At 41.2% G+C, this 24515-nt stretch carries 17 protein-coding genes and 1 tRNA gene; 8 read left to right on the top strand and 10 right to left on the bottom strand.

Annotation, left to right across the window (positions count from 1 at the left end):
- Positions 1-359 precede the first annotated feature (359 nt).
- Positions 360-1484: an FAD-dependent oxidoreductase gene (locus tag MHN81_RS02565; protein ID WP_239424962.1), complete on the bottom strand. Its 1125-nt coding sequence runs from the start codon at positions 1482-1484 to the stop codon at positions 360-362.
- 368 nt (positions 1485-1852) lie between these two features.
- Here MHN81_RS02565 and MHN81_RS02560 point away from each other — a divergent pair, with 368 nt between their 5' ends.
- Entirely contained in the window at positions 1853-2278 is a 426-nt protein-coding gene (locus MHN81_RS02560) for a hypothetical protein (protein WP_239424961.1), read from the top strand.
- A 192-nt stretch (positions 2279-2470) separates the two neighbouring features.
- Here the strand turns inward: MHN81_RS02560 and MHN81_RS02555 are convergent, their stop codons facing one another.
- Both MHN81_RS02555 and MHN81_RS02550 read right to left on the bottom strand, forming a co-directional pair.
- Positions 2471-3679 carry a HAMP domain-containing sensor histidine kinase gene (locus MHN81_RS02555; RefSeq protein WP_239424960.1) on the bottom strand — a complete coding sequence of 403 codons (1209 nt, stop codon included), beginning with the start codon at positions 3677-3679 and terminating at the stop codon, positions 2471-2473.
- Positions 3676-4374 carry a response regulator transcription factor gene (locus MHN81_RS02550; protein WP_023400388.1) on the bottom strand — a complete coding sequence of 233 codons (699 nt, stop codon included), beginning with the start codon at positions 4372-4374 and terminating at the stop codon, positions 3676-3678. Before MHN81_RS02550 ends, MHN81_RS02555 begins: the two co-directional genes overlap by 4 nt.
- Positions 4375-4601: 227 nt before the next feature.
- Between MHN81_RS02550 and MHN81_RS02545 the strand changes: the two genes are divergently transcribed.
- Positions 4602-6245, top strand: coding sequence for a hypothetical protein (locus MHN81_RS02545; RefSeq protein ID WP_023400389.1), 1644 nt, complete (start codon positions 4602-4604; stop codon positions 6243-6245).
- Positions 6246-6325: 80 nt separating this feature from the next.
- On the opposite strand, the gene MHN81_RS02540 is transcribed toward MHN81_RS02545, so the two are convergent.
- Entirely contained in the window at positions 6326-6646 is a 321-nt protein-coding gene (locus MHN81_RS02540) for a hypothetical protein (protein WP_023400390.1), read from the bottom strand.
- 457 nt (positions 6647-7103) lie between these two features.
- Between MHN81_RS02540 and MHN81_RS02535 the strand changes: the two genes are divergently transcribed.
- The 4 genes from MHN81_RS02535 to MHN81_RS02520 all read left to right on the top strand — a co-directional run bounded on the left by MHN81_RS02535 (position 7104) and on the right by MHN81_RS02520 (position 10358).
- Positions 7104-8231 carry a DNA alkylation repair enzyme gene (locus tag MHN81_RS02535; RefSeq protein ID WP_023400391.1) on the top strand — a complete coding sequence of 376 codons (1128 nt, stop codon included), beginning with the start codon at positions 7104-7106 and terminating at the stop codon, positions 8229-8231.
- 439 nt (positions 8232-8670) lie between these two features.
- Positions 8671-8829, top strand: coding sequence for a hypothetical protein (locus MHN81_RS02530; protein ID WP_023400392.1), 159 nt, complete (start codon positions 8671-8673; stop codon positions 8827-8829).
- A 140-nt stretch (positions 8830-8969) separates the two neighbouring features.
- Entirely contained in the window at positions 8970-9848 is an 879-nt protein-coding gene (locus tag MHN81_RS02525; RefSeq protein ID WP_239424959.1) for a type II CAAX endopeptidase family protein, read from the top strand.
- A gap of 147 nt (positions 9849-9995) precedes the next feature.
- On the top strand, positions 9996-10358 hold the full coding sequence (locus MHN81_RS02520; RefSeq protein WP_023400394.1) for a VOC family protein: 363 nt from the start codon (positions 9996-9998) through the stop codon (positions 10356-10358).
- Positions 10359-10571: 213 nt separating this feature from the next.
- Here the strand turns inward: MHN81_RS02520 and MHN81_RS02515 are convergent, their stop codons facing one another.
- The 3 genes from MHN81_RS02515 to MHN81_RS02505 are packed head-to-tail and all read right to left on the bottom strand — an operon-like array spanning position 10572 to position 18248.
- Positions 10572-11462, bottom strand: coding sequence for a hypothetical protein (locus tag MHN81_RS02515; RefSeq protein ID WP_023400395.1), 891 nt, complete (start codon positions 11460-11462; stop codon positions 10572-10574).
- 5 nt (positions 11463-11467) lie between these two features.
- Positions 11468-15562: a DUF637 domain-containing protein gene (locus MHN81_RS02510; protein WP_239424958.1), complete on the bottom strand. Its 4095-nt coding sequence runs from the start codon at positions 15560-15562 to the stop codon at positions 11468-11470.
- Between the two features lie 22 nt (positions 15563-15584).
- On the bottom strand, positions 15585-18248 hold the full coding sequence (locus MHN81_RS02505; protein ID WP_239424957.1) for a hypothetical protein: 2664 nt from the start codon (positions 18246-18248) through the stop codon (positions 15585-15587).
- A gap of 473 nt (positions 18249-18721) precedes the next feature.
- On the opposite strand from MHN81_RS02505, the gene MHN81_RS02500 reads away from it, so the two are divergent.
- On the top strand, positions 18722-18889 hold the full coding sequence (locus MHN81_RS02500) for a hypothetical protein (protein WP_023400399.1): 168 nt from the start codon (positions 18722-18724) through the stop codon (positions 18887-18889).
- Between the two features lie 657 nt (positions 18890-19546).
- On the opposite strand, the gene MHN81_RS02495 is transcribed toward MHN81_RS02500, so the two are convergent.
- Positions 19547-19623: transfer RNA gene (locus MHN81_RS02495), tRNA-Pro, on the bottom strand.
- Positions 19624-20006: 383 nt separating this feature from the next.
- Between MHN81_RS02495 and MHN81_RS02490 the strand changes: the two genes are divergently transcribed.
- On the top strand, positions 20007-21392 hold the full coding sequence (locus MHN81_RS02490; RefSeq protein ID WP_239424956.1) for a fibrinogen-like YCDxxxxGGGW domain-containing protein: 1386 nt from the start codon (positions 20007-20009) through the stop codon (positions 21390-21392).
- 60 nt (positions 21393-21452) lie between these two features.
- On the opposite strand, the gene MHN81_RS02485 is transcribed toward MHN81_RS02490, so the two are convergent.
- Both MHN81_RS02485 and MHN81_RS02480 read right to left on the bottom strand, forming a co-directional pair.
- Positions 21453-21950, bottom strand: a complete 498-nt coding sequence (locus MHN81_RS02485; RefSeq protein ID WP_023400401.1) for a DUF6702 family protein — start codon at positions 21948-21950, stop codon at positions 21453-21455.
- Complete coding sequence (locus MHN81_RS02480) at positions 21950-24406, bottom strand: M1 family metallopeptidase (RefSeq protein ID WP_239424955.1); 2457 nt, start codon at positions 24404-24406, stop codon at positions 21950-21952. The genes MHN81_RS02485 and MHN81_RS02480 overlap by 1 nt, the downstream gene beginning before the upstream one ends.
- Positions 24407-24515: the final 109 nt, after the last annotated feature.

Here is a 24515-nt window from a genome sequence, read left to right as displayed (position 1 = left end):
AGCTGGCTTTAGGTGGGTGGAATATAGTATTCCAGTTTTAATGTGTGAAATTTCAATAAGAAGGGTGCAGTATGGCAAAATCGGTGGTGCAATTAAGTGGTTTTTCTCTGTTAATTTTATCACTGATTGGTTGTGGAGGAGGGGGAGCGCTGTTCAAATTAGTACGTCATTTCTTTGTCATTGCCTAAGTCACTTGGGCGTGTTTATGTGAGTTTGGTGCAGCCAAAACAGCAGCTAATTGATGCCGGGCAGCGAGCCGCCTTTATATTGAAGTAGGGAACTGTGTGCGGGCCTTGTGCCATTGCAATCAAGGCCCGATCTTAGAATAAAAATGAAACTTAAAGGGGTTTTGGCCTCGCTTACAAATGTAGTTTAGTTGCAAGATTTGCGTGACCTGTGACTAAATCTCTCGTGAGTTTTTCATCTGGTGTTATGCCATAAGCATGTTTGACCGCTGTACCTCCTAGCACAATGGAGCCCTTGCGCGGGAACATATAAAGGTAACCTTCAGAGGTGGGTACAACATAGGAGTAGTTTATTTCGGGCTGTGGCAATAGGTGCGTCATTTGGCCTTGTATAGGATACATGCTGGTATCATCGAATAGTTTGCTTGCCCCCAATCCAGTGCAATTTACAATCACTTTTTCTTTGAGCGCCAAGACTTCATCTCGGTTATTGAATGTTGTCTGTTTTAACTGCGCACCTGCAAGTTGTGCGTCTTGCAATAATGCTGGCAGGTATAGCATAGGGTCTATCAGTAGCGCTTTCATATAGCTTTGAAATGTGTAACCAAATAAGTTGTCTTCAGTGCTTGTCGCAAGCTCTGGGTACAAATCATTACCCCCTGGCAACGGTCTTTTAAAGTGCCGAATCTCTGGCAAAAGTAAATGGTAATTGTGCCAATAGACACCATACTTAGGCCGATTGATATAGGTTAGAAAACGCGAAAATGCGCCGCGGATAATGTGTTTGTCTTGTGCTAAAAACTTATCAGATACTATCTCTCTATCGAAGTAGCTACTTGGTAGCCAAACAGCGGCAGCAATATCTGAGGTAGTATTAGGTGGAAAATCCTCAGCGTAAATTGTGACACTAAATCCTTGTTGTGCGAGTAGCAATGCTGTTGTGATCCCCATAACCCCAGAACCGATCACGGCAATGTCTCGGGATAAGGGTTTACTTGCAAGCTGGGCTGCCACGATAGAAGTACCCCAAGATAAACTAATCCCACCGCCGCCATGACCATAGTTGTGCACTACGGTTTTATTACCAAGTTGTTCAGCCTCCAATCGATAACCCTGTGGTCTAAATGGACGCAGGCCGACAACAGAGTGGGTCACTCTTTGCATCGAAGCTTTAACCGGATGATAATGGCGATAGCGGCTTTGTTTTGATTGGATCACGTTGGGGACAGCCGAGCAGGAAGCTAGGCCAAGTGCGCCAATTCCATACCCTGCACCAATTAAAAGTTCTCGTCTATTCATTGCAGAACACCTCCTTTTGCATTGTTATATTATAACGTTGTACCTAAAAAGATAAAAAAGTAAAGCGTAATACGACACACGGCTCTTTCGACCATACCTTGTGTTTGCGCCAGTAATCATCAAATGGCTCATAATAGTTAAAGTAAATATGCTAATTTTTACATTCGTTTACGGTGAAACTCTGGCAAAAATAAGTGGTATTGCTTTGAATTTATTAAGCATATATGGAAACATTTGATAATTTTGTTGTTTACGTATTTTCAGGTTATTGCGCCTTGAGCTCCTATTTTGTTAGCTTCATAGGTGTGTAGTGGTGATTGGTACAACTCAATCGTTACAGTGAACGTTGGCATTAAAGTGGGTGAGGTATGTTAAACGAGGAAATAAAAATTGATACACCAGGGTGGTTTAAAGCGCTACATCTCGCTGTCATGTGTATATTTTCGATTGTAATCGCAAGCTTTACATATATTGGGATCTATACAGGCTTTGAATTAACCTTATTGATTGTTGCAAAGGCGATTTTTTATTCTTATTTAGTGTTTACCGTGTTTATGAACATACGGTGTTTAAAATACTATGGGGTCCATTTTGTCATCAAAAATAATAGAGTTTACTATCATAAGAGCGGCGCAATAACAAAGTATGAGCTTCATGAACTAGAGTTCGAAGAGTATGCGTTATCAGGTATATATAAAATTCAGACCAAAAATGGCGATGTGCTAGCCATTATGCATAGTTGGCTGCCAGGCGGGCAAATATTGGTGTCTAATTTAGGTCGCTGTGTTGGCTAGATTTACAAGCAATAAGACTGTAAACCAAATGCCATCATCAGAATCCTGTTTTCTGATAAGTTATTAATCACAGCGTGTTTAAGTTGTACCTCAATGAATTTAAACTCGCCTCTAAATGCGTATTTTTGTGAAGTGCTTAATATGCAGTGTTATTAAGCTCCGTTGAGTTTGCTTGAAGTGGCTGGAATTCAATCATAGCTTTATACGTTTCAGCTCGTTTATCACCCTGATAGCGCCACTGATGTTGCTCACATATACGTGAATGATAACGCTCCCTAGCCCAAAGCTAGCAGACTGTCTGCTATCTTGGTGAGTATTAATTGGGTTGATTATACTTAGATTACTGTCGTTTGCCTCAAAGGTGATTTGGCCGTGGCAACCATGCTGTATCGCATTTCTCAGCAAGTTTGTCATGACAATTTCGGCGGGGATCTTGTCTACCATTGGTAGCGCAGTGAAATCACCGTTTTGAGAAATCACTTGACCCTGACTCGCTGCACGCTCTGAAAAGTTGGCAATAACCACCGACAGCACGTCAGACAAACAAACAGGCTCGCACGCAATACTTCGTTGCTCTCGAGACAAACTGAGCAGCATTTCAATGATATCGCTCATACTTCCTGTGGCGCGTTCAATTCGCTTTAGGGGCTTTTGCCACTTGCTGTCAGTGACTTCTTGCATCTGTAGCAAAGATAAAGCCCCCTTAATGACTGTCACCGGAGTTCGTAACTCGTGGCTAGCAAAGCCAGTAAATTCGCGCTCACGACGAATAAAATTTTCAATGCGTTGGCTGTACTCTACAAGTGTTTTTACCAATAACCCGAGTTCATTGTCTTGGGGATAATGATACGAAATGGGTTGCTGCGGGTTGGATTGACGGGCATTAATTTGATCGATAAGCAAGTACATAGGCGCCAGTGCCCGTTTTAAAATGACATGGAAAAAGAATAAAAACACCAGCAATAAAATTAAAAAGCCGACGAGGATGAGCTGCATCATCATTTGCTCGGTTTCTTCTGACAGTTCAACCTCATTGACATCAGATAAAAAAACCAAAAACTGTTGAGGGGAGTGATTAATAATCGCGTAATGGTAGTCCAATTCATTGGGGTGATTCAATTCGTGGACACCTGCTGTCCAGTTATTTATGTATTGGCTAAAATTATTGGGAAGATCTGAAATGGACGGGTAGACACTGATATGAGGTGGTAAATAGGGCACAGCGCCTTGCTCCTTTGATGCTAAATAATGAGCGATGGTTATTTGTAACTGTTTTTCAAAAATATGATCTTCAATTTTTTTTGATGCTGCAAACACGAGTAATACACTCACCAATGATAGCAATACAAAACTCACTGAATATGCCAGCTTGATCCGTTGACTGAGACTAAAATGTGTCATTCTTGTTCCTTATTTGACGCTCGCTCAAGCCGATACCCTTGACCATGTTTACCTATGATAGATACTTCATGACTACATTTACTCAGAGATTTTCGTAAGTTGTAGATGTGACTGCGGAGAATATCCCGCTGTGGTTGTAGGTCGCCCCATAATGCAAACTCGATCTCACTTTTGGCGACTAGCTCAGGATGCGCTTTGGTGAGTAACCACATAATCTTAAAAGTGCTTGGGTTTAAATTAAGCGGGACATTGTCGATATCGGCTGATTGCGTCTTTTCATTGAGCGCGATGCCATTTACGACGATATGGTGCTGATACTGCTTTTGATTCTTTCGGACCTGTGCTTGAATTCGCGCATATAACTCAGGCATGTCAAAGGGTTTAACTATGTAGTCGTCAGCACCTGAGTTGAATCCGAGCAGCTTGTCGTCTAGGGTATCTTTAGCGGTCAGCATCAAAATAGGAATATCGCCACAGGGTAGAGTACGAATACGCTGAGTGGCTTGTAACCCATCGAGTTTTGGCATCATAACATCCATGATGAGCACATCAAATACCTCTGACTCCATAAGCGATACAGCCATTTTCCCGTCATATGCATAGTCTACGTGGTGGCCGCTTAACTCGAGAAAGTCGCCAATATTTTCGGCGATATCTAAATGGTCTTCGGCGATCAGTATTCTCAATTTGGTCATATATCCTCAGCAGTATTATTACAGGCTACGGTCGCTGCGCTTCCTTATGCTGCTTAGTATACGCACTAAAATGTCAATAAAGTGTCGTCAGATCCCGAAAGCATTATTTGACCCTTCTCGCGCATTTAAGTGCCGTTTTTTTAAATAAAAAATATGTTTGCTCTATCGACACTTTATTGACATTCATCCCTTTACATTGGTGGCAATTTTAACAAGGAGCCAATGTAATGAAATTTTCTAAATCAATCACTGCAATATCGATTGCACTGCTGCTTAGCGCTTGTGGTAGCGACAATGATCTTCAACAAAAGCTAAAGGGGACTATTCCAAAGAACACAGATATAGTGTCGCCGGTAGTGCAGCCCCAGCTTCGAGAACTCAGGCTTGAAGTGCCCGAACAGGATGAAATCATGGTTGAAGATTTTCCTATCGCGCAATATGTGACTTATCCAGATGACCAACAAAATATAGATTCGATATCCAGTATTGATGTAAATTGGCCCAAGATTAATGTGCATCAAGCTGGCAAAGAGTATGGCTATATAGATGTTGATGCGTCTGAATTGTTTTACTATGCAAGCCCTTTGAATAGCAGCATTGCTAATGCGGCCACAGATCTTGAGAGACACGATGATTTAGTGTGGTTTGTAACAGGCAGCAGTACACTTCACCGGCTAAATTTAACGGACAATACCAGCCACCACTGGCTGTTGATAGACAGTGATGAGTTCACCGAAGTTGCTATAGATGAATCAAACCCAAATTACATTTGGATGTATGATCAAACTCAACATGCACTCACCTATTTTAACGCGTCAACTGATGTAGCGACCAAATTTATGCTACTTGGCGAGTTCACAATTGCTGGATTGGCTTTGGCCGACGATCAGCTGATAGTGCTCGCCCATGACCACGGTGACTATATGGTAATGGCTTATCAAGCACAAGGTGCTGAAGTTGAGCATATTGCTTCATGGCATCTGGCTGGTTTTGAAGGGAAAGAATTTAATGACATAGCGCTTGCGCCAGATGGTCGTGTTGTCTTAAGTACACCAGATGTGGAAAATAATATTTATCTTGTAGCTGATAAATCTGAATTAATTGGAGATGGTCCCATCGAGGATACCGCTATCCTAGAAGTTGTGCAGAGATATGAGTTAGATGAAGCGATTGCTCAGCCTTCCGGGATTTGGCCAAACCAAGATCAGTCGTGGACTTTGATCACAGATCAAGCTGAAGTTTTCCACCTAGATAGGGATTTTAAGTTGTTGGAGCGGCATGAGATCGACTTTAACAGTGTGAATTGCAATCAAGGTTGTACAGAGGCAATAGTAGGGGCTGATAACGTATTTTTTGCATTAGCTGATGGCGGCTTAGTTGGTCAATTTAATCGAGTCGGGGAGCGCTATGTTTTGCACCAAGAGTTTCAGATTGAGGTGACAGACGAACAAGGTGCGCTCTATAGTTACTCGGGTTTGGGACATGATGCGACGTCCGGTGACTTTTATGTAGTGCCAGATCAGAACGGCGAAGAGCAGGCTGATATATTGATTGTTTTAGATGGCGAGTTTAACGTAAAAGCCAAGTACCCGATCACTTATTCGGGAGACACACAGGGCAGCATTTACCAGTTTGATGCGCAAGGGGTACACTTCAATAACGGATTTGTTTATGTTGTCTCTGAGCAATTTACCAAGGTATTGAAGTTAAACCTTGAAGGCGAAATTGTAGCGGTGATTGACCTCGATGAAGAGGATGTGATGGAGCCCAGTGATATCGCAATTCGTGATGGGCACGTCTATATTGTAGGTGACCACGAAAACGGCGATCCAGTGCCACCAATTACTGCATTCAAAGTAGAAGAGGAATAAGCAATTAATAGGTGATGCCAGCTATTCAGGTGCTGGCATCATAGTGATAAGAAGTAAAAGATAGAGTGCACAGGGTTGGCTTAAGACGGCACTGTAGTTGGTATCGAAAAAGGTCGAATATCTTGATTAGAAAAGTGTACTCTGTAGCATGGGTGTGTGCTCCATAAACCATCTGTTTTTCTTGTTTCATAATCGACACTGAAAGCGACTATTTTGCTCTCAGGTGCGTCTAGTTCAGCAGTTGTGCCACAGTAACGGACATAAATATCTCTCAGAGCCTCGAAAAATTTACCACTGGTAATAGGTCTGTCGGGCAAGCGTTTTTTATTTTGATTGGTATGCAGCTGTGAAGGTTGTTCTGCTGTGTAGTGCGCTGTACTGTCTTGCTTGGATTTACCCATGCGAATATCCCTTCCAAATATTGGTGTTACATTTATTTTACATTGTGAGTGGTTTAAGATTCAAGGTATTTTAGCGAATTGTAACCCGGTTTTGATCTTAAGCAGTTCAGCGAAAAAGTCGAAGTGATGGCTTTTTCGCTCTTAGGTGCAAGTTGCTTATATGTAATTGCAAAACGTAGTGTGATGAAAAAACGAAAAGGAAATTCAACTCCATTATACATCTAGATTAATAGCGAGATATTAATGACAATAAAAATCGTCATGCCTAAAAAGGAATAACTGATAATGGGTTAATGCTTTTGATAGACCAATTGTATTTATTATTTATTTGTTGGTTTTTATCTTTTATAAATTTCATATTTGAGAGTGCGTCGAATAGGTATTTTTTTGAGATTGGATAACATGTTATGTTTAGCCTATAAATGAGCCGATTTTCACAGCTGAGTATTAAACCGAGATGCCAGAACCATTTAAAAATGTATTTGATCGAGAACTTGTTCGTCTTATGGCGTTTCATTTTCGCCGTGTATTCCCTGATTTTAAGTCTGAAAACTTCATTTATGACATTGAAAGAGATTTAGATAAGCTAGAGTTCAAGCAGCGCAGTCAATGCATTTGCGAGGCGATGCAGGTATATCTTCCAGAAGAGTTTGAAGCCTCAGCGAAGATCATTGAGCGATCTTTAGGAGATCAAATTGAAGGGGAGTGGAGTCTGGCAGCTTGCAATGAGAATGGAATTTCTGGTTGGGCAATCATCCCCATGAGTGATTATGTAGCCACAAAAGGTAAAGGCCATTTTGAGCTTTCGATGCACTTACTTAAAGAACTGACTAAGCGAAATACCTCAGAATTCGCCATACGGCATTTTTTAATTGCTGAGCCTGAGCGCACCTTGGAAGTGATGAAAACCTGGGCTGTTGACTCGGATATCAATGTACGGCGGCTGGCAAGCGAAGGTTGTAGGCCGAGATTACCTTGGGGCTTGCAATTAAAGCAGTATATTGTAGATCCTGAACCTGTGATTGAGTTATTGGAAATATTGAAAGACGATCCCAGCGAATATGTTAGGCGATCTGTAGCAAACAATCTGAATGATATTGCTAAAGATCATCAAGATAGAGTGTCTGACATCGCCTTAGCGTGGCTTCAAAATGCCAGCGCGGAGCGAAAGGCATTGGTCAAACATGCCTGTCGAACCTTAATTAAAAAAGGTCATATGAAGACGTTAAATGCGTTTGGATATGGCGATGTGAAACTGCAATCGGTAGCGTTAAATACTTCATCACCTGTGCTTAATTTTGGCGCTCATATCGAACTGACTGCTCAGATCCTAAGTAATAGTACGGCGATGCAATCCTTGATAGTAGATTATATTGTGCATCATCAAAAAGCCAATGGCACGACGTCTCCTAAAGTATTCAAGTGGAAGTCAATTCAGCTTCATCCAGGTGAGTCGATACAGCTTACAAAGAAGCATGCTGTCAAGGCGATTACAACTCGCACCTACTACCCAGGTATACACAAGGTTGAACTGCAAATTAATGGTAAAGTTGTTGCAAATACTCAGTTTGATCTGGTGATGTAAACAGGGATCTTTGATTCACGTTTTTTAGTTAAAAACGTTTCCAACAAGAGCGCTCCAATACGCGGTTAGCAATTTGCATAATATAACTTTTAAACAAGATGCTAATTTGTGTCGTGGGGGGCAAAAGCAAGACAATAGCGAAGAGATCATAACGCTGAGAAATTACTCATCTCCTAAGTTTTTGCATCTTATGCTTGTTGCTTGCAATTATGAGTACAAAAGTGAGATTGTTGTCTAGCGCTGTCATTTTTCTGTATTATGATAAATTTTCAATATAATAAATAACTTATAAAACAAACATGTAAAGCTTCTGGCGTGTATTGTGAACTTTTTTAGCTTGCATTGTGTATGTTTTTTGAACACAGTCATGCAGGCAAGCGCAGCAATAGGCCGTGCTTGTTTATTTGATAAAAGTTGAAAATTAACAACAGGAATTATTATGAAGCTCAACAAAGTAAGTTTAAAAAAACTAAGCAGCAATAAAAATTTGAATAACATGCAAACACGCCAAATCGGTGGTGGCGCTTCGGCTTACAGCAAAGACTTTGGTGCATGTCATACCGCACCTGTGTTTTGTCCCACTAAAATTATTTGCTAATAAGATCTAGCCCAGCTTAGTTGGGCTAGAACCATATTAAAAATTTATATAATTCATAGGATTAATTAACGTACAATATCGCTCAACTAACCATTTTTATGCGCTTGTGTGTCAATAGCACAAGTTAAGTAGCGTTTGAGATGAATTCACCTTTTGAGCTGTTTGGACTAACCCTTACCCTAAGCACTGTTATTTCCTTCTTTCCAGCATTATTGGCCCTTTTAGCGCTCACTTTTTTGATGCGCCGTACCGCTATTGGTTTAGCTAGTGTGTCAGTCTTACTTGGCTACTACTTTGAAGTGATTAATATGATTGCGGCCTTTGGTATCACCAGCTTATTTTTAATGAGCTACGGGTTTAATCATTTCAAGCACAAAGCGATCAAATGGTTGCTAGGGATAGGTATTTTCGTTTTTTCAATTCTGTTTTTTATTCATGCATTTCCAGGATTCAACAACCCGTTAGTGATTGAGTCGTACATGGTCAGTAACAATGCTGTACCTTTTTCAAAGTATTTGAATTTTGACAAGCTTATGGTTGCTATCGCTTTGTTGGCGCTGGTGGTGCCCCACAGTAGAGCGTCAATGGGCAAAGGCAGTGGTAAAGTGTTTGTTTTGATCTCTTTGGCAATCGTGTCTGGATTAGCTGGTGGTGTTTTGTTTGGGTTGGTGGAGTGGGAGCCTAAGTTAAGCCCAATCTTGCTGGGTTGGGTGATAACAAACTTATTTGCGACATGCTATGCAGAAGAAGCCTTTTTTCGAGGTTTTTTACAAACGCAGATGCAAAACACATTCAAACATCACCACCATGGTGACAAGCTAACGGTCTTTTGCTCAGGTGTGCTGTTTGGCGTTGTACATTTTCCTGGTGGCCTTGCCTATACTTTAATTGCAACGATACTGGGCATTGGTTGTGCGTATGGTTACCAAAAGGCCAATAACATATTAGTGCCTATATATATCCACTTTGTATTTAATCTGCTGCACTTTTGCTTATTTACTTACCCGTTTTTAGCCTGAGGTACAGTGGGTTAGACATGCTCAATTTGTTTAAGGTACAGCGTAGTTTTCTCGTCTGACTGCAACTTCAAGGCTCCTGACATTGGGTGTCAGTGCGCTGATCTATCATTCCCGCCTAATTGATTAAGTCGTAAAAGGAATCTAGGGATGAAAATGAACTACTTCGTGGTCGGTACAAATGATATGGCAGCCGCGATGGGCTTTTATAATGCGCTATTTGAACAGACACCTTTTAAACAAACAATTACAAATAACAGAATGACCTTTTGGCAAGGCGATGATCCTGATTCGGCTTTTGCAGTCGCCACACCTTTTGATGGCGAGGTTGCAACAAATGGCAATGGCACTATGTTGGGTTTTAATGTCGACTCTGCTGCAGAGGTGACACGGCTTTATAATAAAGCAATAGAGCTAGGTGGTACTTGTGAAGGTGAGCCAAGACAGCGAGGCCCTAAGTTTTCAGCTTACGTTAGAGACTTGGATAACAACAAATTGGTTTTTGGAGATTAGGTCCGTGGACAGTAAAGGTGTCTACAGCGAAAAGTAAATCTGTGCATGTCAGCTCAACGTGAATTAGCAGCAGATATTTCTTATCGTTATTTAAAGAACGCACTTTGACATCGTTAAAGAAGAATAGGCTATACCAGCGATAAAGCTTTGGTATAGCCTATTTGTTTGTTAGTCAGTGTACAGTAGAAACCAAATTACTGATTGGGCAATCAGCTACTGAATAACTTCCAAGTCTGGGAGGTATGTATCACGAAACGCAAGTAATTCAGCGCTATCCATATTACAATCGAATCTGACATCCAGCTTTTTTAACCCTCTGGTATAGGCCACCTTAAGTGGTTCTAACCAAGCATCACAAAACCCGTCAATATGCACATATTTAATATGTTGATTTGCGAAAAGGTCATGCACAAATTCCATGCATTGTTCTGGTATTTGAGTCAAATACAAAGTATCAATGTTTATATCAAAGAACTTGATGCCATTGTCTAAACTTAAGTATTGAATAGAGGGAAATACAACCTGTTCTTGAAACGCGACGATATCTAAAAAAGATCGGCTCAATGTCACGGTCAGGCTTTCATCATCATCACTTTGACAGGTTATTCTTCCAGTTTCTTGTTCCAATTCGTGATCAAAAGGCGCCACATCCCAATAAACAGTATGGCCATTTTCACAAAACTCATATGTTTGCGATGTGTTGTCTGTATCAATGGCCACTTCATGATAAAGAGGTGTATTCATGTGGTATGAAATACCTTCTCTTAAAATACCCTCTCGATAGACGTTTTCTGACTCGACCCAGCCATTGTGATGTGGAGAATACAGAGTGCCCGTAAAAACGTCTTCTTCGACCATTAATGGCTCAATATGCTCTGCTACTAACTCATCGGTTATGAGGTGCTGATTGATTATCGCCTGTTTAGAAAAAGGGCTTAGATAAACATCGCCAATAACACCTTTTTCAACAAAGTGTCTTTTCACAACTTTACCTTTCTCGGTAAAGATAGCAACGCCGCTAAACGGCGTGCCATCAAAGTGTAAAAGACCATTTTGCTCAACTAAAGCGTTATGTATAACGAGCAAATGTCCTTTATTAATCATAGTGTTTAATCCGTAATTATATTGAACCCTTTCAGTATACCAGAACAGTTCTGACAAGCAGGGAACGGGTTACCCGTTTTGTCATAAAGTTTGTATGTTGCAAGGGTAATATCTTCGACTGTTGCGGATGTATTGTTCAAGTACCAATTTGCCGCTCGCACTTCAGCGTGTAGCCCTGGGGCACCAGCCTGCGTAGCAATGCCATTGCCTTTTTTCAGCTCGGTGTTTAGGTAATCTAAAATCCGTTGCTTGATAATAGGGTGCAGTGGCTCCTCTCCTTTGTAGAACTCTTTTTCTATGTACTTCACGTACTGTTCAGGGTCTTTGACAAGTATACTTTTATTGACTTCTTTCCATTCAACATGTGTTTCAGCTTTTTTTACCATTTTCCCAACTTCACTTGGTTTCCCAGTAAAGTTAAAGAACTCAGGTGATTTAGCTAAATTGGTACCAGGTGCAAATGCTTGAGAAATAGCCTTACGGTTATGAGGCAATGGTGTTTTACCATCTCCGTTCTTTAACAAGTCTTTTGCTTTTGCTTGTAGAGCTTTCGCAAAATTGGTTTTTTCTAATTCAAGATCAATTTTCTTATATTGCTCTATGTTATTTTTCTTCAACAAATGACCAACATATTTAACCCCGCCAAACACCATTGTAAGCGGTGCACTTGAGAAATTTCTCAAGCTATCAATCAGCGGAACATAAGCTATATAGTTTTCTTCCTTTCTATCAAACAGCGTTCTTAACTCGGTAATACCTTGTACTGTGTCATACTGTTTATCTGAAATATCCTTTTTAGCTTGTTTAAAGGCGGTGTACGGATCTGTGTCTCGTGCTCGCTTGGCCAGTGCCCCCCAGTCGTAGTGGATAATTTGCCCTTGGGTAGATTTGTATTTGGCCACCACAGATGCACCATATTGCTTAGTCAGTTCAGCAACTTGTTCAGGTGTTCCGTTTTGCAAAGTATCCATTATGGCGATGTCTTGCAGTAACTCTAGATCGGCGCCTGTCAGTGGTATGTTTTGATAGTGAACACCTTTAAATGCGTCCGGGATATGTACACCTGCATCTAATGCTTCTTTTACAGTAAAGCGGTGTGCACGAGCATGCAGTAAAATATTGTGATGCTCTAGCACGGCAAGTAATGCTGTTGCTCTTTGGTATTGAGGTGACATCTCTCTGATCAATGCTGAACGAGTGATGGCTGTACCTTGATTTGCCGTTCTATTGATGACTTCAGCTGAGCCTTTTGCGACGAAAGCTGCAAGACCCGCGGCTAATCTAGCTAAATCAGCACTTTGCGCTTGAATTGCACCAAGCTCTTTCATCGCTTGTTTCATGCTACCCCATTGATAAATTTCTTGAGGCGTCAGGCGTGCTGTATTCATATACGCATACAGTTCTTCCTGCGACATTTGCGTTGCATCTATACCAACATGCTTCTCTACCCAAGCTGCTGTCGCTTCACCTTGTGCTGTGAGCTTGTCAACTTGAGGGTCATATTGACTTGCAACAAACTTAGCTGCTACAGAACCTGCGGCACCTGCTGCACATTGCTGAGAGCGGTTAGAGTGTTGGCTATTGACATTAGCGAGTAAACATCCTGTTGCTGCGTGCGCGATGTATTTCGCAGCAGTTGACAAAGAGGTGCTTTCTATATTGGCCGTTAAAGTTTCTCCTAGAGCGCTGACAGCACTTGCTTTGAGTGCATTGACAAACGAATCTGATAGGTCGTCAATACTGCCGCCTGAAATAGCGGTCTCAATACCCGCTTTTGCGGCAGACTCGATAACAACTTGCAGTGATTGATTGCCTAGAGAGATTAATGTGTCTGTGCTCATAAGAGGAGCGTTAGGATCGTACTCGAAGAAATCAAGTCCATCTAACTCCTGCATCACACCAGCGGTGACCATTGAAATCGCAAGCGAACGCAAGTTGTCACTTTCAGTAATAGACTTAATGGCACCATCAATACCTTCGCCATTTGCCAAGCTGACAGCTGCTTGGGTAGTAAGCGTTGCAGCACCTGCTGATAAAGCCGCAGCCGAGAAAGTACCTTTACCAACAGCCGTGGCTATAGCACCATTAGAACCTGTAATTCCGGCACCTGCTGGTCCCATTGCAACAGAAACTGCTATCGCAATGACTGCCATTGCTGCAGGGCTTAGTGCACTGGTCGTTTCATGCTTTTTGATCCTTTCAAGCTTGGTATACACGACATCTAGCATGCTGTTACACTGCTTGAACTCAGGATCAGCTTTTATTGCTTCAAACGCATAAGGATTGATATTTCTCGGCGCTGAGGTCAATGATTGTGGAGGACATGCATATTCAGGGTCATTATAAAGATCAGACATCCAGCTCAAGCTTTTACTTGATGCAAAGCCATTGACAATATTAGAGACAGACTGGCCTTCTTGTTGCCCAAATTCAATAGTGATGCCATGTGTTGCGTTAATTTTTACGCCACCAACGATTTCATTGTATACGGCTGTATCTTCAGTATCTTGGATAGTCTCTGTTTTGATTTTCCAAGTACCTTTCCTTATTTTGTGGTAAAAGTAATGATCTTGCTGCTTCGCCATGAGAAGATTAACTCTGCCATTGCGAGCATCGATGTGAGTGCCGTCGGTTGACGTGATTTCAGTTGCTTTAAGTGTGATATCGCCATATTGAGACGCAATGAGAACACCTTTACCCGCATCCAATGCAGAGCGGATAGCAATGGTTTCGAACTCTTGTTCTGTTTCTGTTGTTTTCCCCCACTTACGGTTCATATCGCGTTGATATTCGTTAAATTCATTTGCGATGTAAACCCCGTTATTTGCGAGGATTTGGATGACGCCTTTATCTGCGTGTAATTTTGCCGCATGAAGCTCGACAACACCGCCAGCAAGCAGTTTGATGCTGTCTTCAGCGGTTAGGCGAGATACGAGATGTTCAACTGTTTGCGTGTTTTCAGAGTAACCTGGTCGTGTTTGACTACCAGCATAAGTCTCTTTAGCCGACTTAATAATGATGTTGTTTCCGGCATTGAGTGCAATATTATTACCTGAAATTTGAGCGCCTTCTAGCACAATATCATTACTGGTTTTGATATAGATATTATTGCCTTCTAGCTTGGCAATTTTTCCTAGGCGTGTACCTTGAGAGTAGGGGGTTTCATATCGATGAACAAGTGTTTTCTGTACGTAATTGTTGGCGAAAATTTTAACGTTTTTCGACGCAGAAAAGTGACTAGACAGATTTGCAACGGTACCACCGGCTAAGAGGTTTAAGTCGCCATCTGCGATTATACTGCCGTCTGTGACAGTAATGTTTTCAACAGATCTTATTAACGCATTACGGTACGTGTATAGGTTAGCAGTATCAACATTGATTGATTTAAATTCATTGCTCTCGCCGTGGAACTCTACTTGGTGGCCATTGACTTCTTGCGCTTTGATGGTATTTGAAGTTAAGTGTACAACTGGTACTAGCACGTTAACTGAGCCGATTGTTCTCGATTCAGGCCAAATAAAGTTTTTGCCAAATTTATCAATTTGTGACTGTGAAATGGCATCTCCAAATTTAGCGGCACCTGTTTTAGAGAATTCATATGCCTTATTGTATAAATCATTTATTTGGTTTGATTCACTGTTGTATCCAATCAGCAAATTACGATTTAGTTCGTTATATATTTGCGAGCGGATAAAGCGAGATTGTACAAAGTTATCACCGACCATTTCTTGCAGTGGGTAATGTGGAATAATCACCGTTAGTCCTCGGACTTGGATCGGTATCATAACCGGAGGCTGTAAAGCCACTTTGTAATTATCTTTAAGTCGCTTAAAGAAAGTTCCAATGTTTTGTGTGGTTGAGGTATTAACCTTATCCTCAACGTAATCTGACTTTTTGTACAAGTAGCCATCGTTAACGTACGAGCGGGTGTATTGTGGGTTTGACAATTCCGCAGCTACTTGCTCATTGGTGATTGCCCAACCAATTGTGGGGAGCATCAGTTGGCCTAACAACATGAATATGTTGAGGCAGGCCGTCACTTTTTGCCACATGGGAACTTTTTGTTCCCAAGACTCTTGTTCTATGTTTTTTTCTTTCATGATATTTGCAATTCCAAGCCTATCACTTCATTAAGGTTGCAAGCACGACAGAGGTATACACATGCTCGCTTTCAAACTTACAATTTATGCCGATTGTATTGTTGTTTGTTTCACAATCTTTAACACTAGGCTTTCCTATGTCGTCAATCGCACTGTAGCCAGACTTACGGTATGAGTAATTAACCTCTTTCTTGTCTGCACTAATTTCATAACCAGTCAATACAATAGAGGTTGGTAGCCAGTGAGAGCCAAATGTGTTTGGTGGAGGGGTATTTAGATAACCTTGAATACGCTTGTTCAGCGCGTCTTCGATTTGTCTTGCGGTATAATTCGTGCCATCGATGTCTTTATCTTTATTCTTCTGATCTACTAAAGTTTTTAAGTTCACAGTATGGGTTTGATTACTACACGCAGGCTGTAAAACTTCACCATCGCCTGGCAGAATAACCATGCGGCAGGTAGTCACAACAAAAGTTAAAATATCGCCGTTGGTAGATTGAGAGGAGACGATTGCAGTGTTGCCAATTCCATAGTTATATTCAAATGTTTTCATATACTTGATACCTTCATTTTTCTTTTCGGTACCCAGTGCATCTAGATTTGTCACATTTAAATCACTACTCGAAGGCAGATCTTCTTTGACGCCGTATACACCGCCATGGAAAGACAGCAGCGTTTCAGACTCTACAAAAGTATCTATTTTTTCGAAGCGGCAGCGTCCAGTTGTTTGACAATATTTAGTGTCAGCATAAGTGGCCGTATACGTGTCTTTTGATAGACGCAGTCCAATTGAAGAAAGCTGTAAATTATTGAAATAAGCTTTTGAAAATACTTCTGTATAAGAGAACATATTGTTGAACTCTTGTGTCGAGCGAGCATTGTGCGTGCCATCACTGACTCTTAATTTACCGAATACGATGATTCGACCAGGAGGTGAGTAGTGGTTGATTTTTGAGCGGCTCCCTTGTTCTGATGAGATCACGCCAGTTTTAGAGTCGTTGGTGTAACTGACACCCGAATAGTACCCTGTCTCTACATCTAATCTATAGCGTTCGTTAAATACTTTATTACTATTGATATCAAAGACACCAGACTGGCTTAGGCTTAGAATTGCAGATGAGTTTAATATGTACTTGGGTGCTTTAATTTCAAGCTTGTTCTCGGCTTGGAACACAACATCGTTAGACCTTGCTGAGCTTACCTTGATGCCTGAACTCCAATCAGATGCACCTCTTGGAATGTTGTATGAATTAATATTCTCAAAGGCTTGTGCATCGACTTGAATTGAGTTGGCATAGATTTTAGCGGACAGGTTTGAATGGCTAACTTCTTTTATCTTTTGAACCTGAGAGTTATGGTAGATACCCTGGGATAGGTTTTCGTGATCTCTGGTTAACTCCAAAAATGGACGTGTCGAGGTTAAGTTCTGCCCACTGCGACGAGTACCATTTGCAACAGTTCCTTCTCTTGATTTCAATATAAGTGAGTTAGCTCTGATGATACCACCGTAGCCGTTGGCAATATCTTTTTGCGTTTCTATGGTGAGGGTACGAGCATTGATGTTGTTCTGGTTTGTAAAGTAATAACCTGAAACTTTAATATCAGTTGCTTCAACTTGACCTGAATTACTTACTCCAGAACGAGAGATAAACTCTGCGGCCCCCGAGTATATGATACCTTGGTTAATGATACGTGATAGAGAAACTAACTTAAGGTTTTCATCAGAGTATAGTTTACCGTAGTTGACAATATTTGGATTTACGAAAAAGCCACGACCATGACCCCAGGATTGAGTGTCTTCTATTGCTGCGCTTTGTAGTTCTACCCCTCGTGGCTCAAAATTAAATGGGTCACCCACAGAGAGCTTGCCAATGTGTGAAATAGCAATGCCTTCACTAGGGACAAACAAGCCATTGTCTGAGTTACTAGAAGATAGCGCTTCGGTTACTGTGTTTATATTGGTATTACTTGCAATGGTGAGGTTTTTATTTGTTGCAACTGAGAAGCCAGCACTTTTGTATTGACCGTTTATCGTTGCATTATAAGTTCTTGAGTTGTATGGCAGCATTTGAAGGCTAGGGCCTGTTATTTTACCGTCAGAATAATTGACGCTATATCCCCCTAAATAAAGGGAAATACCACCTGTGCCCACCTCAATATCTCCTGATTCATCCATAATGAGATATTCGTTTTTATGATTCATAGCTTTTAAATTGATATCGACACGAGTATTACTTGACGTAATCAGATTATCTGTATAAAGCTCGAGGGATTGAGCACCTCTGGCATTTAACGTTTTGATGTCAATTTGACCACTTTGACTGGCGACTATTCTATTTGAGTAAAATGAACCTGAAGAAATACTAATTCGCTTTGCGTTTTCGAAGTTACAATTTGTACAAGTAACCTTATTCGCCGAAGTAATTAACAGGTTTGCAGGGTGACCTAAAACTTCTATTTTTGAGTTGATATTAATGCTGCCAGAGAACTTGAGATGAAACATGTCTCGTTTAGCATCACCATTATAGATAATTAGAGGCTTATTAAGATTAGTAAGTGTTAAGTTAACAGTAGATGAAGTACCCTCGGGAGTAATTGCATACATGCTGTCTAAGTTAGACAAGGTATTTGCGTGCGTCACGCTCGCATACAACCATGCAGATATAATAAATATGACTCGATTCATACAGTAATTTCACATATTGGTTTATGTTGATTCTTTGGTTAATGGGTGTTTCCCATAGGTTATTTTATTTGTACTGGCATTAACTTAAAAGCAATAATTTTAAATTTATTTATTTTTTGTAATTTATAAAATTATTCATACTTCAAGCGTCAATTATTAGTTGGGTTGGTATGCTTTCAAGTGGCATTAATTGTGGTTAATAATTGTTCTTTTGTAAATTTTATATTTCATTATGTTCGAGTTTTTGTTGGTAAATTAATTGTATTTTTGATATCGAGATACAAGGGTTATTCTAAATAAAACGAGTTTTTCACTCTATTTATGAAGAGTAATTCCGCTTAATGAGTAGATACATTTGGTTTGGGGAATGAGTTAGAAAAATCGGTTTTATGAGAAAAATATGCCAGTAATTTAATGACGAAGATGTGTGTAGATTCGTTGGCAATGGTTAATTAAATAAAGGTGCTACCCATATGCTGGTATTACGGATAGAACACTCCAAAGCAGGGTTAACAAGGCAGGAACATTCGAGCAAACACACAGAAAGTGATGAAGTAAAACGCTTAGAGGTGGATCTTAAGCGAGTGAACAGGCGAACATTCAAAATCTATGGCTTCAACAAAAAGGCAACCGCAAACTAGTGAGTAAAAACCGTGTAACGCATTTAATGACGTTTGTTAGGCTCCAAGCTAGCAGCGGATATAGATGCTACTTCATTTGCTGATTGCCTAAGCTAGAGCAGGGTGGTTGAATAGTATATCTGGGCCTACAGTTTTTGTTTTAAGTTTGTTTTGTAAACAAAGTCCGATTCTAGCAGGCCTTAAAAAGGGTATATAGAATATTATTTTGCTTGCGTTATAACCCTTTTGAAGCTTTTTGCTGCGTCATTGCTAACTCTTTGGCATATTCTAAATTCTTTGCTGCTACTTTTGTACTGGGGTGATCCTTTCCAAGCAATTTTTGATTTTGAGCTAGTGCCAACTCAAAGTAGGCAATGGCCTTATCAAAGTCGCCTTTGCAATCAAAGAGGTCAGAGTCAATGATTTGAAATCAAAGCTGTAGATGACTGAGCCTCGTACGTAGCAGATCTCGATGGACTACCAAGCTAATGTTCCAACAATATTGAAAAACTGACAACTCATTGCAACTATTGGCTGTGTCCAAAAGTTAACCCACAAAAACGAGCTTAAACGTAGAAAACAATCATGATGCTATAAATGTTTGGAGAAAAATTAAAAATCAAAGAAGCTGAATATTGAAAGCAAAAAGATAAGTAATTGAATAGGGAGAGGATAAGCTGGTCGGCATAGCAGGATTTGAACCTGCGACCCCTGACACCCCATGACAGTGCGCTACCAAGCTGCGCTATATGCCGACTTGGTTTGTCACTATAATGATTTTATTTGAAAAGGCAATAACTAATTGGTTTGTTTGGACATTAAATCATCACAATACGAAAATTGCGCAATTCAAAGTCTATTTTAGGTTGCTTTATTATCAATGAGATTATCGGATTCATGTGTTGCTCGCGTGATTGCGATATTCCAGTTTGAAACTGAGTTAGTACTCACATTCATTTAACTGACCGTTGGCGTTTCAAGCAACTCCCATATTTTTCTAATACAATAATCCTAATTTTAAGGATAATTCAATAGCTTATTCCAATTTATATATGTCAAGGTCACTGGCTTTGTTAGAATGCGGTCGAGAAAAAGGCTGAAGAAACGGCTTAAATACCCAAATATAAAAGGAAAAGATATGTTAAAACAAGCTTTGCTGATGGCACCTATACTCGCAGTGTGTTCGGCCAGTGCTACTGTTCTGGTTGAGAACACCGCAAATAGCAATGGTACTATTGTTAATGCTGCTGCGAATGAAGTTGTGATTGCAGGGGTGGCTAGCAATCTTGATCAACAACCTGGTGCGGTAGCACTGCAAAATAATCAGGATGGTACATTTACAATAAGCTTTAAGGAGTGGGAGTACCTAGATGGCGCTCACGCAGATGAGACGATATCGACACTTACTTTGAGTGTTGGTACGCACACGATGCAAGACGGTGCAATCTGGGAAGTGGGTACGGTCAATTTGAGTACGGCTAGCCAAACTTTTAATTTTGCACAGCAGTACGACCAAGTCCCTTACTTATTTTTAAGTCCTCAGTCTGACAATGGTGGGTTTGCGTATGTTGCCCGAGCAAGCAGTGTCAATCAAATTGGTTTTAATGCCAAGGTTCAGTTTCAAGAGCTGCAAACTAGCGCAAATACGCGCAATAATCAAACTGTTTCATATTTAGCGATTTATGCACCAAGTAAGTCTGGTAATTTGGATACAGGTGAAGTGTATAAACTTAACCAGATTAAAGTGGATGAACTACCAGTGCAGTTTGAAAGCCATGAGCTGTTTTTACAAGAGGAGCAGTCTCGTGATGCAGAGCTTGAACATGTACATGAAGTGATTAACGTGCTTGATATTAATGGCCATTTATTCGCTCAAGATATTACGTCGATTGGGGGTGATACGGCCACAATCCGTGCAAATAAAAATGTTCAACCAGCGTTTGGCAACACGAGTTGTAAGGCAATTTTAGATAAAGACCCAGCTTCACAATCTGGCTACTACACACTAGATCCGGATGGGGCTGGCGGCTTGCCTGAGTTTACTACTTTCTGTGACATGGAAATGGAAGGCGGCGGTTGGACCTTAATGGGTATCCGTTATGTGCCGGGTAAAGCTTACAACCATATTCACAACTTTGAAGTACTTTTCACGGCAACACAAAACATTACATCGTTTGATGACAACTACCACTTAACGGATCCACAGTGGGTTCATTATAAAAACAACAGCCAAGAAATGATGATCACAATGCGTGATGTGGGTGTGTTTGCTATCGCTGATATTGCAGTGCTAAATAATGCGAGTTGTATTCCATTGCAAGATACATTGGGTCGAAATCATGGTATGACGGGCGAGCATCAGTTTAGACTCTTCTGGCATGAAGCATCAGGTTGTAGTGGATCCGGCTCAGACTATTCGATGCTTAACTACCACAATATCTATGCATATGCAGGTGGCGTGTACAAAGCTGGCAACGTAGCTGGTATTGCCGTAGAGCAAACAACATATATATTTGTTAGATAATATAAAAATAGGGAGCAACCTAGCGGGAGGCTCCCTAATCTTTATCGTGTCAACAGCAACTTAAAAACGCGCTACAAGCCACTCGTCGTCGCGGCTAAAGTACAAAGTACGGACTTTGCCTTTCCCCTCAACGTTTACCATGTTGACCTGTGCAGGCCACAAGTCGCGTAACGAGCCGTTATACATTTTTATGCCAGTCACTGCGCTTGGTATCTGGGTTTCTTGATAGACCCAAAAAAACTTACCCTCTACTTCAAAACCTACATTAGTTAAGCTGATATTTTTGTCACTCAGTGTTTTCAGTTGAAAATGCTTAGCGACGTAATCAGCAAACTGCTGCTGTGTTTTTTTGGCATTGAGGATATCAGCTTTTTTATCAAACAACGATTGCACGGCATGCTCGGTATCATGCAGATAAAAGCGATGCATGATCTCCAATTGCCCAGAGTTTTTGTTGAATAAAACGGTTGTTTCCGCGGCCTTTTGTTGATGTGCGAAGACACCTGTACTGAGCAGCAGAGCAGCGGCTGTGATGATCAGTTGAAGATACTTAATCATTATTTATCCTCTTCTTTTTCATCACTTTTTAGTTCAGTTTTGATATCTTGCATAATATCGCGCTTCACTTTGGCTGTGCTTTTTTCTTTTTTGTAGGCCTCTACACGAGAAGGAATAATGCGACGCGGGTAATGGTTATTTTCTACATCAACGTCGGCAGTTTCCCAACCAGGGTCGACAACAACTTGTGTCAGCACCTTATTTTTGTCTGTGACAATCAGCTTTCGAACATGTTTAGGGGTTCTGCGCCAAATCTCTGCCGGGATATACTGGCTCTCTTTACTGCCGTCTTCATAAGTGAGTTCAAGCAGGATTGGCATCACCAAGCCACCTATATTTGAAAACTCAAGTACGTAGTAGTTTTTGTCTTCTTCTAAAGCACGAGAGAGTGTTTTACGCTCCCAAGGCTTTAAAGAATCGAGAAATTCTTTGTACTCATTGCGCTCTTTATTGGTTACGGTAAAGCGGTCATTGTCGTCATAAAAGTCTCTGATATCAGGGTTTAATTCAACCCATAGTTTTTTGCCCTCGGCTTTGTTGCGCTCAACGAACAACGAAGATGGTTTATCGTTCTCAAACTGTCGCTGACGCGAAAAGTCGATATCAGGGTCGTGGGTATCTAAGCGCATTTGATATACCTTGTCGATTGAAATATCAACATGATCAGTCGAGTAGAACCAACCGCGCCAGAACCAATCTAGATCAACGCCCGAGGCTTCTTCCATGGTGCGGAAAAAGTCAGAAGGGGTAGGGCGCTTAAATCGCCAGCGCTCAGAGAACTCTTTGAAAGCAAAATCAAATAGCTCACGACCAAGTATGACTTCGCGTAAAATATTCAAAGCCGCAGCTGGTTTAGTGTAGGCATTAGGGCCTAAATTTAATACGCTGTCAGATTGAGTCATAATCGGAACTTGGTTCTCGGACTTCATATATCCAACAATATCTCTTGGCTCTACACCCCATGGAATGTTTGGATCCCACTCACGTCCCGCGACACCATCTAGGAAGCTATTGAGACCTTCGTCCATCCACGTCCACTGGCGCTCGTCGGAGTTAACAATCATTGGGAAGTAGATGTGACCTATTTCGTGGATCACAACGCCAATAAGGAAGCGTTTCTCTGCTTGAGAGTAGGTACGAGTGCCATCGTCTTGCAGCTCTGTACGTGGACCATTGAAGGTGATCATTGGGTATTCCATGCCACCAACCGGGCCGTTTACAGATTGCGCTGTGGGGTAGGGGTAGTCAAAAGAAAAGCGTGAATATACTTCCATGGTATGGATCACGGACTCGGTTGAATACTTCTTCCAAAGGTCGCCCCCTTCTTTTGGATAAAAAGACATGGCCATCACCATTGGCATCTCTTCACCACCTTGCTGGTAGCCGCGTGCATCCCACATAAACTTACGTGATGATGCCCATGCAAAGTCACGCACGTTTTCGGCTTTGAACTTCCACGTCTTGCGTTTGTTGGTACCTTCTTTTTCGTTTTCTAGTGCTTCTTTTTCTGTGACAATAAACACTGGACGTTTAGCTGTTTCTGCTTCTTTGAGGCGCTTGCGCTGAGTTTTTGTTAGTACCTGTTTGGCATTGGTTAAAACACCTGTTGCACTGACGATGTGATCGGCAGGTACATCAATCTCAACTTCGTAGTCACCAAATTCTAAGGTGAACTCACCTCGACCTAAAAACTCTTTATTTGTCCAGGCTTCGTAGTCGGTATAGGCGTGTAGTCTTGGAAACCACTGCGCTAAGAGGTAAATATCGTTGCCACCGGGGCGCGGATCATCGGCAAAGTGCTCATAGCCAGAACGCGCAGATACGGCATCTTCTTCGACAATGTTAAATGCGAAATCAATGGCAAATTTTACCGAGTCTCCTGACTTGAGCGGTTTGGGCAAGTCGATACGCATTTGTGTACCAACGAGTGTAAAGCTCAACTTTTTGCCTCGGTGATCAGTCACAGCGCTAATTTCATAACCTAATTCATTGTCAGCCATAAACTGCTGGCGTCTTAGTTCGCCAAGGCTGATTTTTGCAGGTTTGTTTTCGTTGCCCGGCTTAGTGTAAGGTCCTCGTCGACCAACACCGCCGAAATTATTGGCCATATTTGCTATCGAATCATCTTTAAAGATGTTTTGATCAAGTTGCACCCACAGGTACTTTAATCGATAGGGGGAGTTATTATGATAGGTGATTTTCTCATGGCCAGTTAGACGACGCTTTTGTTCATCTAGTGACACCTTGATTTTGTAATCGACCTTTTGTTGCCAGTACTGCTGCCCAGGCTCTCCCGCTGCATTACGATACACGTTTGGTGTAGGCAATACTTCATCTAATTGACGGAACTTGTCTTCGAAGTCCCCTTTCGTTTGATTAATTGCTGATGCACTTACCACACTGGAAAAAATCAGTGTTGCAAAGGTGGCAATCAGGATTGATGTGTTTGTTTTCATTTTGTTTTCTTTCTTTGATCCGCTTACTAAAAAGCTGTTTTACAGCTGTGTTTGTGATTTATGTCGTGTTGTCCCTCCTTAACATGCCTTGTAAAATTGGTTAAAAATA

The organism is Pseudoalteromonas sp. Of7M-16 (assembly GCF_022347805.1).
Taxonomy (GTDB): Bacteria; Pseudomonadota; Gammaproteobacteria; order Enterobacterales; family Alteromonadaceae; genus Pseudoalteromonas; species Pseudoalteromonas luteoviolacea_F.
This window is presented reverse-complemented; position numbering and strand designations above follow the sequence as displayed.

Coding starts and splice junctions, on each gene's coding strand:
- MHN81_RS02565 (WP_239424962.1), bottom strand. CDS start 1,484: ATGAATAGACGAGAACTTTTAATTGGTGCAGGGTATGGAATTGGCGCA.
- MHN81_RS02560 (WP_239424961.1), top strand. CDS start 1,853: ATGTTAAACGAGGAAATAAAAATTGATACACCAGGGTGGTTTAAAGCG.
- MHN81_RS02555 (WP_239424960.1), bottom strand. CDS start 3,679: ATGACACATTTTAGTCTCAGTCAACGGATCAAGCTGGCATATTCAGTG.
- MHN81_RS02550 (WP_023400388.1), bottom strand. CDS start 4,374: ATGACCAAATTGAGAATACTGATCGCCGAAGACCATTTAGATATCGCC.
- MHN81_RS02545 (WP_023400389.1), top strand. CDS start 4,602: ATGAAATTTTCTAAATCAATCACTGCAATATCGATTGCACTGCTGCTT.
- MHN81_RS02540 (WP_023400390.1), bottom strand. CDS start 6,646: ATGGGTAAATCCAAGCAAGACAGTACAGCGCACTACACAGCAGAACAA.
- MHN81_RS02535 (WP_023400391.1), top strand. CDS start 7,104: ATGCCAGAACCATTTAAAAATGTATTTGATCGAGAACTTGTTCGTCTT.
- MHN81_RS02530 (WP_023400392.1), top strand. CDS start 8,671: ATGAAGCTCAACAAAGTAAGTTTAAAAAAACTAAGCAGCAATAAAAAT.
- MHN81_RS02525 (WP_239424959.1), top strand. CDS start 8,970: ATGAATTCACCTTTTGAGCTGTTTGGACTAACCCTTACCCTAAGCACT.
- MHN81_RS02520 (WP_023400394.1), top strand. CDS start 9,996: ATGAAAATGAACTACTTCGTGGTCGGTACAAATGATATGGCAGCCGCG.
- MHN81_RS02515 (WP_023400395.1), bottom strand. CDS start 11,462: ATGATTAATAAAGGACATTTGCTCGTTATACATAACGCTTTAGTTGAG.
- MHN81_RS02510 (WP_239424958.1), bottom strand. CDS start 15,562: ATGAAAGAAAAAAACATAGAACAAGAGTCTTGGGAACAAAAAGTTCCC.
- MHN81_RS02505 (WP_239424957.1), bottom strand. CDS start 18,248: ATGAATCGAGTCATATTTATTATATCTGCATGGTTGTATGCGAGCGTG.
- MHN81_RS02500 (WP_023400399.1), top strand. CDS start 18,722: ATGCTGGTATTACGGATAGAACACTCCAAAGCAGGGTTAACAAGGCAG.
- MHN81_RS02490 (WP_239424956.1), top strand. CDS start 20,007: ATGTTAAAACAAGCTTTGCTGATGGCACCTATACTCGCAGTGTGTTCG.
- MHN81_RS02485 (WP_023400401.1), bottom strand. CDS start 21,950: ATGATTAAGTATCTTCAACTGATCATCACAGCCGCTGCTCTGCTGCTC.
- MHN81_RS02480 (WP_239424955.1), bottom strand. CDS start 24,406: ATGAAAACAAACACATCAATCCTGATTGCCACCTTTGCAACACTGATT.